Below are 16,453 nucleotides of genomic sequence, written 5' to 3'. Positions count from 1 at the left end.
GCTCAGCGCAAATCCCGCTAGCTTGCGCCTCCGCGTAGCTGGCAAATGAGATAGGTCTCCATCGGGAGGCGCTGACGTTCCTGTCGCTCGACAGGCAATCCTCGATAACTTGAGCCAGCAAAAATGCGTAGCGGTTTTACGGCCGGAATTGCGTGAAAATGGAGTTTTGCTATGTCCTCCATGGGCATTTTTATCAGTATCATCAGTGCATTGATGATCGGCGCGATGAGCCCMGGTCCAAGTTTTGTCGTTGTCTCGCGCATTGCCATTTCCCGCTCGCGCTTTGATGGGCTCGCCGCCGCACTTGGCATGGGCGTCGGCGGCGTGACCTTTGCTATTCTCGCTCTTGCGGGCCTGACGGCGCTGCTCTCACAATTCGAGTGGCTCTATCTGGTGCTGAAGATCGCGGGCGGCGCCTATCTGATTTACATTGCCTTCGCGATTTGGAAGGGGGCGAGTGAACCACTCGCGCTGTCAGGCGATATCGCCGGCAAAAGCATGCCGGCACGCAGTTTCACGGCCGCTCTGCTGACGCAGTTGAGCAATCCGAAGGCGATCGTGGTCTACGCCAGTATCTTTGCGGCACTCTTGCCCAAAACCGTGCCGGTGGAGCTTTTGCTGGCGCTGCCCGTCGGTGTCTTCCTGGTGGAGGCGGGATGGTATGCGATTGTGGCATTTGCCTTTTCCGCCCATCGTCCGCGTAAGATCTATATCGCCGCCAAGGCCTGGATCGACAGGGCCGCAGGCGCGGTCATGGCTGGCCTTGGCCTGCGTCTCATCCTGTCCGGGTTGGGCGGCAAATAGTTCAGTTGGTATTGCTGGCGGCGACGGACGTCGTGTCTTTCGCTGCGAGCTTCTGCCAGGAATTCTGCTGGGTAAGCATGCCGCGCAGATAGGCGACGTTGGCGTCGGCCTGCTGCGGTGAGAGTTCGCGCCGCGCAATCTGCTCGGCCTCGGGAAAACGGCCCTGCAGCCCGACGACGAGGGCGAGGTTCTGGCGCACGCGGCTGTCGGCGGAAGGCTGGCCTGCCGCCGAGCGAAGATAGGTTTCCGCCGTGCGCAGATCGCCCGTCAGGAGATAGGACATGCCGAGGTTGGAAAGGATCGACGGCTCGTTCGGCTGGATGTCGAGCGCGTCGCGATAGCGCTGACGCGCGTCGTTTGGCTTGCCCATCTGATCGAGGATCGCGCCTTCCGCAGAGATCAGCCGCCAGTCGGGCCGATCGGGCGTCTGCGCCCTGCCGATGGTGTCCAGCKCCTGCTGAAGCTGCCCCGCGGCGGCCTGCGCCTTGCCATAGGCGGCAAGCACGTTGCGATCACCGGGATTGGCAATGGCGACCTGCTGCATGACGGCAAGCGCTTGTGCGTCGCGCCCGTTCATGCGCAGCAGATTGGCGTAGTTGACGCCGTTGACGGGATCGCGCGGGTTCTTCTCATAGGCTTGGCCGACGCGGTCGGTGGCGGCCCGCAATTCGTTGGCATCCATCTGCTCGACTGGCCTGTCGAGTTTCGGGATCGAACCGGTCGTCATCCGATCCTTTGATGTTGTCGAGCAGCCGCCGAGGGCGAGCATGGCGAGAAGAGCCACGGTTCCCTGAAAAACACGCTTCTTAAAAGGGGTAGAGGCCGAGAAGGGCATTGCGCGTTCCTGAATAAATCGGCGCCTGACCTCGAAGCGGAACAGGGAAAGGTTTGACGCAATCTTCGCTCCAGCAATAGTCTGTTAACCCTAACAGACAGTTAAGAAGTGATTCTGCCCCTGCCGCTAAGGACAAACATGGCCCCCTTCCAGTTCATCGAGAGACCGACGCCTTTCAACACCAAGGGTGGGTCGACGCTGCCAATCTTTGCTGTCACGCCCGCCCATATCGAAACCGGCACCATTGATCCGATCGCGCTCGATTGGGCAGGTAAAGCCGGCTACAAGGCGGAAAGCGGCTCCCTGCTTCTGATCCCGACGGCCGAGGGCCACCTCGGCGGCGCGCTCTTCGGCCTCGGCACCAATCCGTCGGAGCAGCCCTACATCACCGGCAGGCTCGCCCGCGCGCTTCCGGCCGGCGACTGGCACATCGAGACCGCGCCGCTGACGGCGAACCGCCTGGCGCTCGGCTTCGGTCTCGGCAGCTATCGTTTCGACCGTTACAAGTCTGAAAAGTCGCCCACCGCAACGCTGATGATCCCGCGCGATGCCGACGGCAGCGAGATCAAGCGCCAGCTCGCCGGTGTCTTCCTCGCCCGTGACCTTATCAACACGCCGACCAACGACATGGGGCCGGAGCAGCTCGAAGCCGCTTTCCGTGGCCTGGCAGCGCACTACAAGGCCGAGATGTCGGTTATCATAGGTGACGACCTGCTCAAGGAAAACTTCCCGCTGGTTCACACCGTTGGCCGCGCCAGCGCCGATGCGCCGCGCCTGCTGGAACTGCGCTGGGGCAAGAAGGGCCACCGCAAGGTTACGCTGGTCGGCAAGGGTGTCTGCTTCGACACAGGCGGCCTCGACATCAAGCCGGCTTCCTCCATGCTCTTGATGAAGAAGGACATGGGCGGCGCGGCAAATGTCATGGGCCTGGCGCTTATGATCATGGATGCCAAGCTGAAGGTGGATCTGCGCGTCATCATCCCCGTCGTCGAGAATTCCATCTCGTCGAATGCCTTCCGCCCCGGCGACATCTACAAGAGCCGCAAGGGGCTGACGGTCCAGATCGACAATACCGATGCCGAAGGCCGCCTGATTCTGGCCGATGCGCTCGCCTATGCCGACGAGGAAGAACCGGATCTGCTGATCGACATGGCGACCCTGACCGGTGCTGCCCGCGTCGCCCTCGGCCCAGATCTGCCACCCTTCTTCACCGATGATGCGATCCTCGCTCACGACCTGATGGAAGCGAGCCTCGAAACGGACGATCCGCTCTGGCGACTGCCGCTTTACACCGGCTACGAGAAGGACATCCGCGCCAAGTTCGCCGATATCACCAACGCTCCGGCGGGTGGCATGGCGGGCGCCATCACCGCGGCACTCTTCCTGAAGCGCTTCGTCAGCAAGGCGAAAAGCTGGGCGCATTTCGACATCTACGGCTGGGCGCCGAACGAGCGTGCGCATTCGCCGGGAGGCGGCGAGGCGCAGGCCATCCGTGCGCTTTACCACCATATCCGCCACAACGTCCGCTGAGCCGCCAAAGCATGTCGCGCAAAAGTGTGCAGCGGTTTGCGATAACGACATGTGAAAACAAAAGCCTTCGCTGAGCCATTCGTTAAAATTTTATTCACCTTGTGAGGCGGCATTCTGTGCCGCCTCTTGCTTGCGCGCTGTAACTGCCGGAAAATGAAACGTTAGCGTAACGATTTCCGGAGGGGCCGTGCCGATTGAACTGACCGCCTCGCAGGCGCTTGGCCTCTGGCATAGTGTGGCGCTCAACCAGGTCCGTCACGACAACAGAGATTTGACGTTGCGCCAGATGGCGATCCTGCTGCATATCTATCTCGTGCCGCCGCCGCATACCGTGCGCGGGCTGGCAGCGACGCTGAACGTGACGAAACCGGTCATCACCCGCGCGCTCGATACGATGGGCGAGATGGGCCTCGTCGATCGCGTCCGCGACGATGCCGACCGGCGCAACGTCATCATCAAGCGCACCGTCGGCGGTGCGCTCTATCTCGAAAAGCTCGGCGACCTCGTGCGCGAGCAGGGCCGCAAGCTTTCGGTCTGAAAGGCCCCCGACTGAAAGGCCACTCTGAAAGGCCCCCGACTGAAAGGCCCATCTGAAAGGAATACCATGACGATGCTCGACCGCCGCCTTCACGCCTACCGCCCGGATCTCGCGGAAACCGGCCTTGAAGGCAAGGTTGAGGCGACGCGCTTTGTGAGCKGCACGCCGGCTCGTGTCTCCATTCCGGTCGTAGCCTTGCGCCCGCAGCCGGATCTTTCGCGCGGCATCGATACGGAACTGCTTTTCGGCGAGGATGTCACGGTATTCGATCGCGCCGATGGCTGGTGCTGGGTCAAGGCGGTTTCCGACAGCTATGTCGGCTATCTACCGCAGGAAGCACTCACCGAAGCGGGACCGGCCCCGACCCATATCGTCGTTCCGCAACGGACGTTTCTCTATCGCGAGCCGGAACTTCGCAAACCTTATAAGGCGGTCCTCTCGATGGGCAGCCGTGTCCATATTGCCGGCAAGGCGGAAGCGCGCGGCAACCACTATCTTGTGCTCGATGACGGCACCGCGATCTTCTCCAAACATCTGCAGCCGCTCGGTGCTCTCGACGGCCAGGACTATGTCGATATCGCCTCTCGCTTTCTGGAGACGCCCTATCTCTGGGGCGGCCGCTCCGGCCTCGGCATCGATTGCTCCGGCCTCGTCCAGCTTGCGCTGCAGATGACCGGCAGAAGCGCGCCGCGTGATACCGACATGCAGGCGGCTGATCTCGGAGAGCCGATCGAGCGCTCCGATGTGCGCCGCGGCGATCTGGTCTTCTGGAAGGGGCATGTTGCGATTTTCGAAGATCCCGAAACCATCATCCATGCCAATGGCCATACGATGACCGTCGCGCGCGAGAATTTCGAGGGCGCTGTCGAGCGCATCGGCTGGCTCTACGAGCGGCCGACCGGCTATCGCCGGCCGTTCTAAGGCATTTTAGTTCTTCGAATCGCGAATGCTCTATCTCTTGTTTTGTCGCAGCTCTGGCGGTACCCGCCAGCGTCAGGCGATTGGCGGCTTCGGCCAGTTCTTCACACCGCCAGTCCGATCTTCGAAGGCCTTGGAGAGCCTCAGCACGCGCATGTCGTCGAAACGCGGCCCGACGATCTGCAGGCCGATCGGCATGCCGGATTGCGAGAAGCCGCAATTGATGGACGACGCCGGCTGCTCCGACATGTTCCACGGTACCGTGAAGGCGATGTGCTCGAAGGGCAGCTTCGGATCATTGGTGGGAGAGGCCCATTCAGCCGGATAGGAAACGATCGGATTGGTCGGTGAGAGCACGGCATCGACCCCGGTGAAAAGCTGACCGCAGGTCTTGCGCATCTCGATCGTCTGGTTGAAGCCTTTGACCGCATCCACGCCGTTGATATCGGCGCCGCCCTTCGCCCATTCGTAGATATAGGGCAGGATGCTCTCGCGGCGCTCCTCGCTGAGCCCGGCAATATCGCCCCAGAAGCGCGAGCGCCAGAAATTGTCGAGCCCATCCAGCATGGCGCGCGTCAGCACCGGTCCAACCGGGACAATCGTCGCCCCCGCCTTCTCGAAGAGCTTCGCAGCCTCTTCGACTGATATCCTCACATCCTCATCGACCGCAAGACCGCAGCCGGCATCGAGCATCAGCCCGATTCGCATGCCGCTGAGATCGATATAGAGATCCATCCAGTCGAAATCATTCGGCGGCAGGCTGGTGCCGTCGCGCCAGTCTGGGCGGGAAAGCGTTGCCATCGAATAAGCGGCATCCTCCACGGTGCGGGTCATCGGCCCCGCGCAGCGCCCGACATAATAGGGATCGACCGGAATACGCCCGTGGCTTGGCTTGAAGCCGAACACGCCTGTCCAGCCCGCCGGCAGGCGCACAGAGCCGCCAATATCGGTGCCGACATGCAGCGGCCCGTAGCCGGCAGCGGCTGCCGCAGCGGCGCCCGCGCTCGATCCGCCAGGGTTTTGCGTCATGTCCCAGGGATTGCGGCTCAGATGATGGAAGCTGGAAAGGCCCGACGAGAGCATGCCGTAATCGGGGCAGGTCGTCTTGGCGAAGATGATAGCACCGTCTTCCCGAATACGTGCCGCAGCAGGCGCATCCGCCTCCGCAGGTTTCAGTTCGACGGCTTTCGTGCCGAGCGGCACCGGCTGGTCCTTGGTCGCGATCAGTTCCTTCAGGGTGACCGGGATGCCGTCCAGCGCGCCAAGCGTCCTGCCCGTCATCCAGCGCTCGGTCGAGGCCTTCGCCTGCTCTCGCGCCCCTTTCGGGTCGTAGAGGTAAAGTGCGGCGATCGAGGGCTCCCAGGCCTCGATATGCTTTTCGAGGGCAAGCCAGTATTCGAGCGGCGAGAGGCTTTTATCGGCGAAGCGCCGCCTGAGCTCGCGGATGGTGAAATCGGTATCTGGCATGGTCTGATCTTTCGGGCGTTTTGTCTCGGGAGGACATCAGCGGCTCGCCTCGCGCGGGTCGAAAAGGTCGCGCAGCCCGTCACCCAGCATGTTGAAGCCGAAGACGGTAAGCGCAATGGCAAGGCCGGGCAGGATCGCCAGCCACGGGGCCAGCGAAAGGAAGGTCTGGGCGTCTGCCAGCATCCGGCCCCATGTCGGTGCGGGCGGCGCCATGCCGAGGCCGAGGAAGGAGAGGCCGGCTTCGGTCAGGATCGCAAGGCCAAGCTGGATCGCCGCATGCACGATGATCTGGCTCATGATGTTCGGCAGCACATGCCGCACCGAGATCGTGAAACGGCTGTTGCCGATCGCCTGCGCCGCCAGAACATAATCGCGGCTCCAGGCCTGCAGGGAGGTGGCGAGCGTCACGCGCGCAAAGACCGGCACCATGAACACGGCGATGGCCGTGATGGCGGTGAAACGCCCCGGTGCGAGAAAGGCGCCGAGGATCATGGCGGACAGGATCGGCGGCAGCGCGAAGATCACGTCGCAGGCGCGCATCAGCAACGCCTCGTAGGGGCCGCGGATGGCAGCCGCCGAAATCCCGGCGATCGAGCCGAGCGTGCCGCCGATGGCCACCGCGCTGACGGCGATCGACAGCGAATTCCAGCATCCGACCATCAGCATGGAGAGCACGTCGCGGCCGAACTGGTCCGTGCCGAGAAGGCCGAAGGCAAGCGGCGGCTGCAGCTTGTGAATGATCTGCATTTTTGCTGGCGGCAGGGGCGTCCAGAAAAGCGACAGAAGGGCGATCGCGGCCAGAAAGCCGACGACGACGATTCCGGCGATGAGATTCTTTCGCCGGCTAAGCCTGAAGCTTCGGCGTCGCGGAATAATGGCGGAAGAGACGATGGGTGCCATCATGCCGCCTTTCGCATCCGCGGGTCGATCGCGAGATAGGAGAGGTCGACAATGAAGTTCATGACGATGACGAGGGCTGCGAAGAACAGCACGACATCCTGCATGACGATGATGTCGCGCTGGGACAGGGCCTGAAAGGCAAGCCGCCCGAGCCCCGGCAGGTTGAAGACATTTTCGACCAGAACCGCACCGGCGACCAGAAAGGTGAATTGCAGCCCGAGGATGGTCAAGATCGGCACCAGCGCATTCGGCACGATGTGCCGCCAGAGTACGGTGCTGCGCGACAGCCCTTTGGCGAGCGCTGTACGGGCAAAATCCTCATGCATGGTGTCGAGCACCGCTGAGCGAGCCACGCGTGTCAGCACACCGGCTTGCGGCAGGGCCAGTGCCACGGCCGGCATCACCAACGCCTGCAATGCGGGCAGAAACCCGGACCTCCATCCTGGGAAACCGCCCGATGGCATCAGCCCGAGCGTCGTGGAAAAAAGGATGATGAGCAGCAGCGCCACCCAGAAGGCCGGCACGGCGATGCTGACCTGCGAGAAGATCGTGGCGATCGTATCGAGGATGCCGCCGCGCCGCGACGCTGCCAGCACGCCGAGCGGCAGTGCAATCAATACCGACAGCACGATGGCCATCAGCGCAAGCGGCAGCGTTACGGCCAGCCGCTCGAAGATCAGTCCGGCAACCGGCACGCCATAGGTATAGGACTGCCCGAGATTGCCCGAGAAGACACCGGCAAGCCATTGGCCGTAACGCAGGATGAGCGGCTGGTCGAGGCCGAGCTCATGCCGCAGCGCCGCCAGTGTCTCCGGGCTTGCCGAGGTGCCGAGCATGATCGAGGCGGGATCGCCGGGCAGCAGATCCATGACGGCGAAGATCACCAGCGAAACGACGAGAAGGGTAATGACAAGGCCGGCGAGGCGGCGGGAAAGTAGTGCGATCATATCGTCTTCGTCACCCTGTCAGCCGCCGCCCGCACCCGATATTACTCTTCCCAGGAAACGTTGCTGAGAACGTTGGAGGGGATCGGCTCGTTCTCCCACAGGCCCTTCAGTTTCTTGTCCCAGACGCCGAGCTTGGGCATGACGAAGAGGTAGAGCGCCGGCACGTCCTCGGCGAGGATCTTCTGTGCTTCGCCGTAAAACTGCGCCTGTTCGGCCGGGTTGGGCGTCTCCTGCACCTTCTTCATGAGATCGTTGAAGGCGGGGTTCTTGTAGTTGAAATAGTAGGGATCGCGCGAATAGATGTCGATGTCCATTGGCTCGGCATGGGCGACGATCGTCATGTCGTAATCGCGGCTGGTCATGACATCTTTCACCCACTTCGCCGGGAATTCCGTCGGCTCGATATTCATCGTCACGCCGATTTCGGCAAACATGGCCTGCATCACCTGCGCACTTCGTGGCGCATAGGCCATCTGCGGCGATTTGATCGTGAAGGTGAAGCCGTTGGGGTAGCCTGCTTCGGCGAGCAGTGCCTTCGCCTTTTCGACATTGTAGGGCAGTACGCCGGTCATGTCCTGATAGCCGGGATCGTTCGGCGTATAGTGGCTGCCAATCTCGGTGCCGAGGCCGGACCAGGCGCCGTCGATCACGGTCTTCCGGTCGATCGCCATCATCAGGGCCTGACGCACGCGCTTGTCGTCGAAGGGCTTGCGGGCATTGTTCATGCCGGCCACGACCTTGAGCTCGGTATTGCCGATCTTGGTTGCCAGGCGCGCGTCGCCATCGAAAGAACTCATCAGTTCCGGAGCTGCAAATTCCGGAAAGGCATCGAGGTCGCCGGATTTGAGCGCAGCTGCCTGTGCCTGCGGATCATTGATGAAGCGGAAGGTCACCTTGTCGAGCTTGGCAGCACGCTCCTTGTTCCAGTAGTCCGCATTCTTGACGAGCTCTACATGGTCGCCCTTGGCCCAGGTGGAGAATTTGAACGGTCCGGTGCCCACAGGCGTCGTCTTGTCGTCGGCTGCGGACTTCGGTCCGACCATGACGGAGGCTGGCCAGCCGAGCCAGTAGATCAGGCTGCCGGTCGGGCTGGAAAGATGCAGCACCAGCGTTTCCGCATCCGGCGTATCGATGGAGGCGATCGATGCGAAGAAGCGCTTCTGCGGATTGACGGAATCCTTGCCGCGGGCGCGGTCGAGAGCGAACTTGGCGGCGGCCGAATCGAAGGCCTCGCCGTCGTGGAATTTGACGCCGGTCTGCAGCTTGAACGTATAGGTCAGCCCATCGGGGGAAATCTCCCAGCTCTTGGCGAGCTGCGGCTGCACCTTGCCGGTCTCGTCGATGCTAACAAGTCCTTCGAAGATGTTCTGCCAGGTCACCTGGCCGATGGCGACAGGTGCGGCGATTGTCGGGTCGAGTCCGGCAGGCTCGACGCTCATGCCGAGATTGAGTGTGGTCTTGGCGGCTTCGGCAGGCGTCAGCGCCAGCATCATGATGCCGGCGGAAAGCGCAACGCCCATGGAAAGACGCCGCATGAGACGCGCCGACGGCGCGAGCAAAACCTTGATCATCCTGTTCCCCTGTTGGTTCCGCTGCTTGGCGGATCCCTTTTGCAAGTAGAGTGACACTACGACAGTGCACACACAATGACGATTTTGTGTGCTCAGTGTAGCCGAAAAAGCTACACAGCAATTCCTGGCCTAATGCAAGTCCGTGAGGGTCTATGGCTTGCTGTCGGCCTTGCGGTTGGCGCGTTCGCGCATGAAGCGTTCGATAAAATCGAGAAGCTTCGTTGCGGCAAAGGAAAGCTGCCGATCGGGCGCCACGCATAGATCGACATGCGTGCGGATGCCGGTCTTGTCGGCAAGGGGAATGGCGCAGAGCTGTCCAGCCTCGATCTCGCGGCGAACGGTCAGCGCMGGCAGCAGCGTCACCGCCGCGTTGCTCAACACCAGTTCTTTGAGCATCTCGAGCGAACTTGTCACGAAAACCGGATCGAGGCTCAGCCCGTCCTTTTCGAAGAGCGCGTCGAAGGCCTGGCGAAAGCCGAAGGATTGATCGGGCAGAGCCAGCGCATAATCGGCCAATTCCCCAAGGGGAATATCCGGACGCGCCGCCGCCGGATGGCTTGGCGAGGTGATGAGGTCGTAGGTGATCTCCGAGCGCAGCCGCACCTTCGTGCCGGACATCGGTGGCGCAAACAGCGTCACCGCAATATCGGCCTCTGCACTGTTCACGGCTTCGATGGCGGCCCGCGCGCTCGTGATCGTCACGGCAAAGCGCAGCTTGGGATATTTCAGGCTGAATTCGGCCAGCGCAGGTGCAAGCAGATTGGCGACGGTCGCGCCGTTCGCGTAAATGTTGACACGGCCGCGCTGCAGGCCCTTCAGATCTTCGATCAGCTGCTGCACATGGTCGAGTTCGCGCAGCGTGCGACCGGCGCGTGCTGCCAGCAATTCGCCGGCTGCCGTCAGCTTCACGCCGCGGGCGCTGCGTTCCACCAGCGGCGCGCCGAAATGGTATTCGAGATTCTCGATCTGCCGGCTGATTGCGGTCGGGGCGACATTCAGGTTTTCGGCCGCCTGGCGCATGGAGTTGGTTCGCACCAGCTCGTCGAAATACATCAGCGCCCGAATCTGCATTCACCCGTTCTCCGCCCTCAGGCAATTTTATTTAATCTAGGCGATCAGCGCCCGGCCGCATAGCGGTCGCGCCATGCCGGCAGAGCGCCCGGCACCGGAAGTGCCGTCGCCTCGTAGACGCCGCGTGCGATTGCCCGCGCCATGACGATCCCGGCGAGATGACACAGTTCCATCAGGCTTGCCATGTCGTTACGTTTATGTTTGCCGGTGGAAGCCGCAAAAACCGTATCGCCGTCGAGCGGCAGGTGGGCGGGCAGCACCGCACGCGCCAACCCGTCATGAGCGGCGATGGAAAGCCGGTGCGCCTCCGCCTTGATGAGTGACGCGTCGGTGACAACAGCACCGATCGTCGTTGCCGTCGTCTTCACGCCCTTGAGCCGCAGCCGATGATCGATATCCTTGGGTATGCCAAGTCCGCCGAATTCTCCATTCTGCTCGAAGGGTGCGGCCCAGAAATGCGGGCCTTCGCCGATCGTCGCTGAACCGACGGCGTTGACGGCAACGATGGCTGCGATGCGGTGCCCGGAACTGCTGATCGCACTTGCCGAACCGAGCCCGCCCTTGAAGGTCGCGGTCGTGGCACCCGTGCCGGCACCAACAGTGCCGAGATCGAAAGCGCCCTTGCTGGCCGCTTTGACGGCTTCATATCCCATCTCGCGATAAGGTGAATGCACCCCCCAGTCCTTGTCGCCGCCGTTCAGCAGATCCATCAGGATTGCCTGCGGTACGATCGGGATCCGCACCGGGCCGACCTGGAATCCGCGTCCCATCTCCCGCAATCCGGATTGAACGCCGCCTGCCGCGTCGAGACCGAAGGCCGATCCGCCTGACAACACGAAGGCGTCGACGGCATCGACGACCATGGAAGGGTCGAGCAATGCTGTATCGCGCCCGCCCGGCGCGCCACCGAGCACGCTGCCGGAAGCGACTGCCGGTTCATCGAAGACGATGGCCGTGACGCCGGAACCAAGCGAGAGGTCGGTTGCATGGCCGACGGAGACGCCTTCGATATCGGTGAGGAGGTTGAGAAGATCGGACAAGCGCGGGCTCCTGTCTTGAATGGAAGCGCGCCGATAGGAAGTCAAATGCGTTTAAAAGACAAGACTATCCAAAAACAAGACCGGCCCGTTTTGCCGGGCCGGTCGGAAATCCTCTAATAGTATCAAAGCCGCGTTCTGCGTCAGGCATGAAGGGGCTTCGGGTGGCGGCGGGTCATCAGATCGTGAATGGCCAGCTTCACCTCGGCGGGCGAGCTGAAATGCTGCTCGTCGAGGTCATGGACATGGAATTTGACGGCGATGAATTTCAGCCGATCATCATCCGGAATGACGATCCCAACCGGGATGCCTGCATATTCGATAACTTCTTTTTTCATGCGTAGAACTCCTGCCGCGCGGATGCGCAGGCTATGGCGAATTGACTTGTCTGGTACCGTTGAAAGGGGGACGAACGTCACATTCGACAGTTCGGGCGGGAGAGGGCGCCCGGACKGTCATTGCCAAGCACAGATCGCCCAGGCAGTACGGCGAGAATTTCGAAATCAAACATGTCTCGTTCCTTGCGTTGGCGTTGCACTTGCGAGGTCCCGGAAGAGCCCGGGGCCGGTGAAAGACCATCTCTATAATCTACAAACCTAGTAGAGAATAGCGGACGGCGTATAAGAAACATATTCCGAAACGTGTCAAAATCTCGACGATCCGAAAAAATTCATTCCATCACATCTCGATTTGCAGGAACAATTCTATCACGCCTTCGTGCAATCAATGTGACGGTTCGAGACGCCTCGAAATCGCCGAGGCAGACATAGGAAGCCGATTTGATTCGGGCAATGGGGCGTTTCGTTAAAAATCGCAAAGCCTCGAAAAGACCGAATTCTTTAATGGCCGCAATTCCCTGTCTACCAGCCTTCCCGAAGCAGCTTTTCCAGCATGTCGACGAAGAAATCAGCACTTTGTTCGGTTAGGCAAAGTGGCGGTTTTATCTTCAACACGTTCAGGTGATCACCCGTCGGCTGCATGATGACGCCGAGTTCGAGCAGCCGGTTGCAGATCGCCGCCGTCTCCTCGGTCGCCGGCTCCAGCGTCACTCTGTCGCGTACGAATTCGAGGCCGAGATAAAGGCCCATGCCGTGCACGGCGCCGACGATGGGGTAGCTGTCGATGAGTGCCGCCAGCCGCGCCTTGAGATGGTCGCCCACCGCGCGGGCATTGTCCTGCAGACGCTCCTCGGCCATCACGTCGAGAACCGTCATGCCGGCAACGCAACTGACCGGGCTGCCGCCGGCCGAGGAGAAGAAATAGCCTTCCTTCTCCAGTGAAGTGGCGATCTCTTTCGTCGTGATGACGGCGCCGAGCGGGTGGCCGTCGCCCATACCCTTGGCGATGGTGATGATATCGGGCACGACGCCTTGCTGCTCGAAGCCCCAGAAATAATGGCCAAGCCGCCCGTAACCCACCTGCACCTCGTCGGCGATGCAGAGACCGCCGCGCTCCCGGACCTGCCGGTAGACCTCCGTCAGATACCCGTCGGGCAGCGGAATACCGCCGGCATTCCCATAGACCGATTCGGCAATGAAGCCGGCCAGCCCCTCGCCCTTGGCGTCGATGGTCTCCAGCACCGGCATCACGGTGCCGAGATAATCCGCAGTCGATTCCGGCCCGCGGAACTGGCCGCGATAGGTGTTGGGCGAAACGACGGCGTGAACCCAGTCCGGCCGTGTCGTCAACGCCCGCGGATTGTCGGCGATCGAAGTGGAGACGGCGTCGCTTGCCACCGACCAGCCGTGATAGCCCTCCAGCAGGCAGACCATGTTGCGTCGGCCGCTATGCGCCCAGGCAAGCCGCAGCGCCAGATCGTTGGCTTCCGAGCCGCTATTGACGAGGAACACGGCATCCATGCCGTCGGGCGCCAGCGATGCAAGGCTCTCGGAGAATTCCGCGACGGCGGCATAGTGGAAGCGGGAATTGGTGTTCAGCATCAGCCATTGCTGGCCGATCGCTTCCGCCATGCGCGGATGGCCATGGCCGAGGATGGTGACATTGTTGACCATGTCGAGATAGGCGCGACCTTCGATATCGAAGAGATGCTCCTTCCAGCCGCGCTCGATCTGCGGCGGGTGCTCGTAATAATTCTTCTGTGGGCTGGCGAAATGCGCCTGCCGCAGTTCGAGAAGCGCTGCCGTTTCGGGTTTCGGCGCATCGGCGCCCAGCCCGAGGAGCACCGCGGGCGAGGGGCAGAGCGCAGACCACGCCCCGGCTTGTTGCGGTGTCACAAAGAGTGGCGGCTCGAAGCCGGCGATGCTGCAAAGCTGCAGGCGCAATCCGCCGAGCGAGGATGTTTCACCGGAGACTGTGCCGAGCTCCTGGCCGGCTGTAACCTCGCTRCCATCAGCGACCGAGAGCTCGATGCCGTCGATATGCAGCTTCATGTCGGCGCCCGTAAGCACCAGATGCTGGTCGTACCAGGTGATCCGGCCGGCAAAGGGAGCGGCAACGAGGCTGCCCGCCGCAAGGCAGATATCCATGTGCAGGGCATAGATCGCCTGGGCCTTTGCATGGTGCAGGCCAGCGCGGGACAGGCGATATTCGCCGTAACGCGTCGCCGCAGTTCCCGTTTCCACTGCCGCGCGGGCAAGCAACCGCCAGTCCATGTCGGTCGCCAGCCAGTTACCATCAGAAAAATGCGGGCTCTGCACGCCGAGATCGACAAAGGTGATGGATGTGGGATCGATTTCCGGCAGGAGCGGCTGCCAGTCCGACGTATCGGCACCGGCAATATCGAGACCGGCCGCTTTCAGGATTGCCGCTTCCATCAGTTCGAACGGCACGGCCATCGCCGTATCGAAGATGCGCCGTTCGCCCTCCAGATTTCCTCTGACATAGTCGTTGTCAGGATCGATCGTGATCTGCTGCTCACCGCTGGCGACGAGAATGACGGCGCGCGCCACGATGAGCGGCCAGAGTGCCTTCAGCTCTTCCTCCGTCAGCGGGTAGATTGCGTGATAGGCTTTCACCGCCGGCAGGATGTAAAAGGGATCGCCATCGGCCTGATGCAGCAGAGAGGCGCAGGTCACGGCAAGGTCGCCGACCAGCCAGCCGCGGATGATGTCGCCGAAATCGATCACCCCGTCAGGAACGGGTCGTCCATGCGCGTCAGGGCGGCTGACGACATTGTCGCCCGTCACGTCGTGATGAACCGCCTGAAGCCGCAGCGACGGCGCAAGTGGCTGGATGCGGCGCACAGCCATGACCATCGTCTTGGCGATCCTGTCGCGGGCGACACTGTCGGTAATGGATGAAAGCAGTTGCACGGCCACGGGGCCGGCCCGTCGCAGATCCCATTGCAGGCTGCGGTCGAGCCCGGGATGGGTAAAATCGGCAAGTGCCTCAGCCAGCCGTGCGCAGAGCGCGCCGAGTGCTGCGACCGAAGCGGGCGCCAGATAGGACCGGTGCGCCAGGCCTTCTCCTTCGAGATATTCGAGCAGCCGAACCTGATAGTCCTGCTCCCTMACGGTGACCGCAACGATCTCCCGCCCCTCGGTAGAGGCAAGCACATCGGGGACGCGGGGCGCGGCTTCCTTGGTGCGCAGATGACGGATCGCCGCGTTCTGCGCCTCAAGCTCCTCTGTCGCATAGGCGGCATGGCAGATCTTCAGCACATAGCGGCCGTCGTCCGTGTCGAGCCGGTAGTTACGGTCCTGCTGGCTGCCGAGTTCGGAGAGCGTGCCGGAAAGCCCGTAATGGGTGAGCAGAATATCCGCAGCTTCGGAAGCGGTCACATCGGGGCGCGGCAGCGCCATGCGGTCCACAAGCGCTTCCTCGGTCATGGCACCCCTCCGCAGCATGATTCGACTACCTAATAAAAAAGATAATCAAGCACTTGCCGACAGGCAACGGAAGATTTCAGCCGTCCGGATTTGGGTGGAGKCCGGTTGCCCGGCTCAACCCATGCGTTCGGAAGCATAGCTTCCCGGGCTGGCGGGGAAGACAATGGTGYGGTTGCCGTTGAGGAAGACGCGGCGGTGGATATGCGCATGGATGGCGCGCGCCAGCACCTGGCTTTCGACATCGCGGCCGATCGAGACATAGTCGTCGGCGCTCTGCGCATGGGTAATGCGCGCCGTGTCCTGTTCGATGATCGGGCCTTCGTCGAGATCGGCCGTCACATAATGCGCGGTCGCGCCGATCAGCTTCACGCCACGCTCGTAGGCTTGCTTGTAGGGATTGGCACCCTTGAAGCTCGGCAGGAAGGAGTGGTGGATGTTGATGATGCGGCCTGACATCTTCTTGCACATGGCATCGGAGAGAACCTGCATATAGCGGGCAAGCACGATCAGTTCGGTACCGGTCTGCTCGACGATGTCGAGGATCTGGGCTTCGGCATGCGGCTTGTTCTCCTTCGTCACCTTGATGTGGTGGAAGGGAATGTCGTGGTTGACCACAACCTTCTGGTATTCGAAATGGTTGGAGACGACGCCGACGATGTCGATCGGCAGCGCGCCGATCTTCCAGCGGTAGAGCAGGTCGTTGAGACAGTGGCCGAAGCGGGAGACCATCAGAAGCACCTTCAGGCGCTCGCTCCCGTCATGCACTTCCGCGTCCATGCCGAACTTCTCGTAGATCGGTTTGARGCCTTCGCGGATCTCGGCAAGCGACACACCCTCTTCCGAAATGAAGCTGACGCGCATGAAGAATTTGCCGGTATCGAGGTCGTCGAACTGCGAACTATCGATGATGTTGCAACCCTTTTCGGCGAGATAGGTGGAAATCGCCGCCACGACGCCGCGCGTCGACTTGCAGGTTACCGTCAATACATAGTCCGTCATGTCCTCTTCCCTCTTTGCGGCGCCGGGCCGTGCTTAGTTCAAAGCCGT

At 61.8% G+C, this 16,453-nt stretch carries 14 protein-coding genes; 4 read left to right on the top strand and 10 right to left on the bottom strand.

The features are described from left to right. The first annotated feature begins 171 nt into the window (after window positions 1–171). Window positions 172–804, top strand: coding sequence for a LysE family translocator (locus AC1DNW_RS11100; protein WP_113307234.1), 633 nt, complete (start codon window positions 172–174; stop codon window positions 802–804). A 1-nt stretch (window position 805) separates the two neighbouring features. Here AC1DNW_RS11100 and AC1DNW_RS11095 read toward each other — a convergent pair whose 3' ends face one another. Then, window positions 806–1,639 carry a tetratricopeptide repeat protein gene (locus AC1DNW_RS11095; protein ID WP_477852676.1) on the bottom strand — a complete coding sequence of 278 codons (834 nt, stop codon included), beginning with the start codon at window positions 1,637–1,639 and terminating at the stop codon, window positions 806–808. Window positions 1,640–1,777: 138 nt separating this feature from the next. Here AC1DNW_RS11095 and AC1DNW_RS11090 point away from each other — a divergent pair, with 138 nt between their 5' ends. From AC1DNW_RS11090 to AC1DNW_RS11080, 3 genes are all read left to right on the top strand, one after another. Next, entirely contained in the window at window positions 1,778–3,169 is a 1,392-nt protein-coding gene (locus AC1DNW_RS11090; RefSeq protein ID WP_113298188.1) for a leucyl aminopeptidase family protein, read from the top strand. Window positions 3,170–3,356: 187 nt separating this feature from the next. Beyond that, window positions 3,357–3,707, top strand: coding sequence for a MarR family transcriptional regulator (locus AC1DNW_RS11085; protein WP_113298189.1), 351 nt, complete (start codon window positions 3,357–3,359; stop codon window positions 3,705–3,707). Between the two features lie 66 nt (window positions 3,708–3,773). After that, entirely contained in the window at window positions 3,774–4,628 is an 855-nt protein-coding gene (locus tag AC1DNW_RS11080) for a C40 family peptidase (protein WP_477852674.1), read from the top strand. A gap of 72 nt (window positions 4,629–4,700) precedes the next feature. Here the strand turns inward: AC1DNW_RS11080 and AC1DNW_RS11075 are convergent, their stop codons facing one another. From AC1DNW_RS11075 to purU, 9 genes are all read right to left on the bottom strand, one after another. Next, the gene (locus AC1DNW_RS11075; RefSeq protein ID WP_113307237.1) at window positions 4,701–6,092 is read right to left on the bottom strand and encodes an amidase; all 1,392 of its coding nucleotides are present in this window, start codon (window positions 6,090–6,092) and stop codon (window positions 4,701–4,703) included. A gap of 36 nt (window positions 6,093–6,128) precedes the next feature. After that, window positions 6,129–6,992 (bottom strand): ABC transporter permease, encoded by an 864-nt coding sequence (locus tag AC1DNW_RS11070; protein ID WP_113307293.1) that lies wholly within the window; start codon window positions 6,990–6,992, stop codon window positions 6,129–6,131. Then, entirely contained in the window at window positions 6,992–7,939 is a 948-nt protein-coding gene (locus AC1DNW_RS11065; RefSeq protein ID WP_113307238.1) for an ABC transporter permease, read from the bottom strand. Before AC1DNW_RS11065 ends, AC1DNW_RS11070 begins: the two co-directional genes overlap by 1 nt. Window positions 7,940–7,980: 41 nt before the next feature. Further along, window positions 7,981–9,510 carry an ABC transporter substrate-binding protein gene (locus AC1DNW_RS11060; RefSeq protein WP_113307239.1) on the bottom strand — a complete coding sequence of 510 codons (1,530 nt, stop codon included), beginning with the start codon at window positions 9,508–9,510 and terminating at the stop codon, window positions 7,981–7,983. A 150-nt stretch (window positions 9,511–9,660) separates the two neighbouring features. Beyond that, on the bottom strand, window positions 9,661–10,581 hold the full coding sequence (locus AC1DNW_RS11055) for a LysR family transcriptional regulator (RefSeq protein ID WP_113307240.1): 921 nt from the start codon (window positions 10,579–10,581) through the stop codon (window positions 9,661–9,663). Between the two features lie 44 nt (window positions 10,582–10,625). After that, window positions 10,626–11,621 (bottom strand): P1 family peptidase, encoded by a 996-nt coding sequence (locus tag AC1DNW_RS11050; protein ID WP_113307241.1) that lies wholly within the window; start codon window positions 11,619–11,621, stop codon window positions 10,626–10,628. Between the two features lie 140 nt (window positions 11,622–11,761). Continuing rightward, window positions 11,762–11,956: a hypothetical protein gene (locus AC1DNW_RS11045; protein ID WP_025669973.1), complete on the bottom strand. Its 195-nt coding sequence runs from the start codon at window positions 11,954–11,956 to the stop codon at window positions 11,762–11,764. Window positions 11,957–12,478: 522 nt separating this feature from the next. Beyond that, window positions 12,479–15,406 (bottom strand): aminotransferase, encoded by a 2,928-nt coding sequence (locus AC1DNW_RS11040; RefSeq protein WP_113307242.1) that lies wholly within the window; start codon window positions 15,404–15,406, stop codon window positions 12,479–12,481. A 114-nt stretch (window positions 15,407–15,520) separates the two neighbouring features. After that, entirely contained in the window at window positions 15,521–16,405 is an 885-nt protein-coding gene (gene purU, locus AC1DNW_RS11035; protein WP_477852671.1) for a formyltetrahydrofolate deformylase, read from the bottom strand. Window positions 16,406–16,453 lie beyond the last annotated feature (48 nt).

The sequence above is a fragment of the Rhizobium sp. 05L429 genome, from assembly GCF_056397645.1.
The sequence above is the reverse complement of the archived record's forward strand: the minus strand, read 5'-3'. Positions and strand labels throughout refer to the sequence as shown.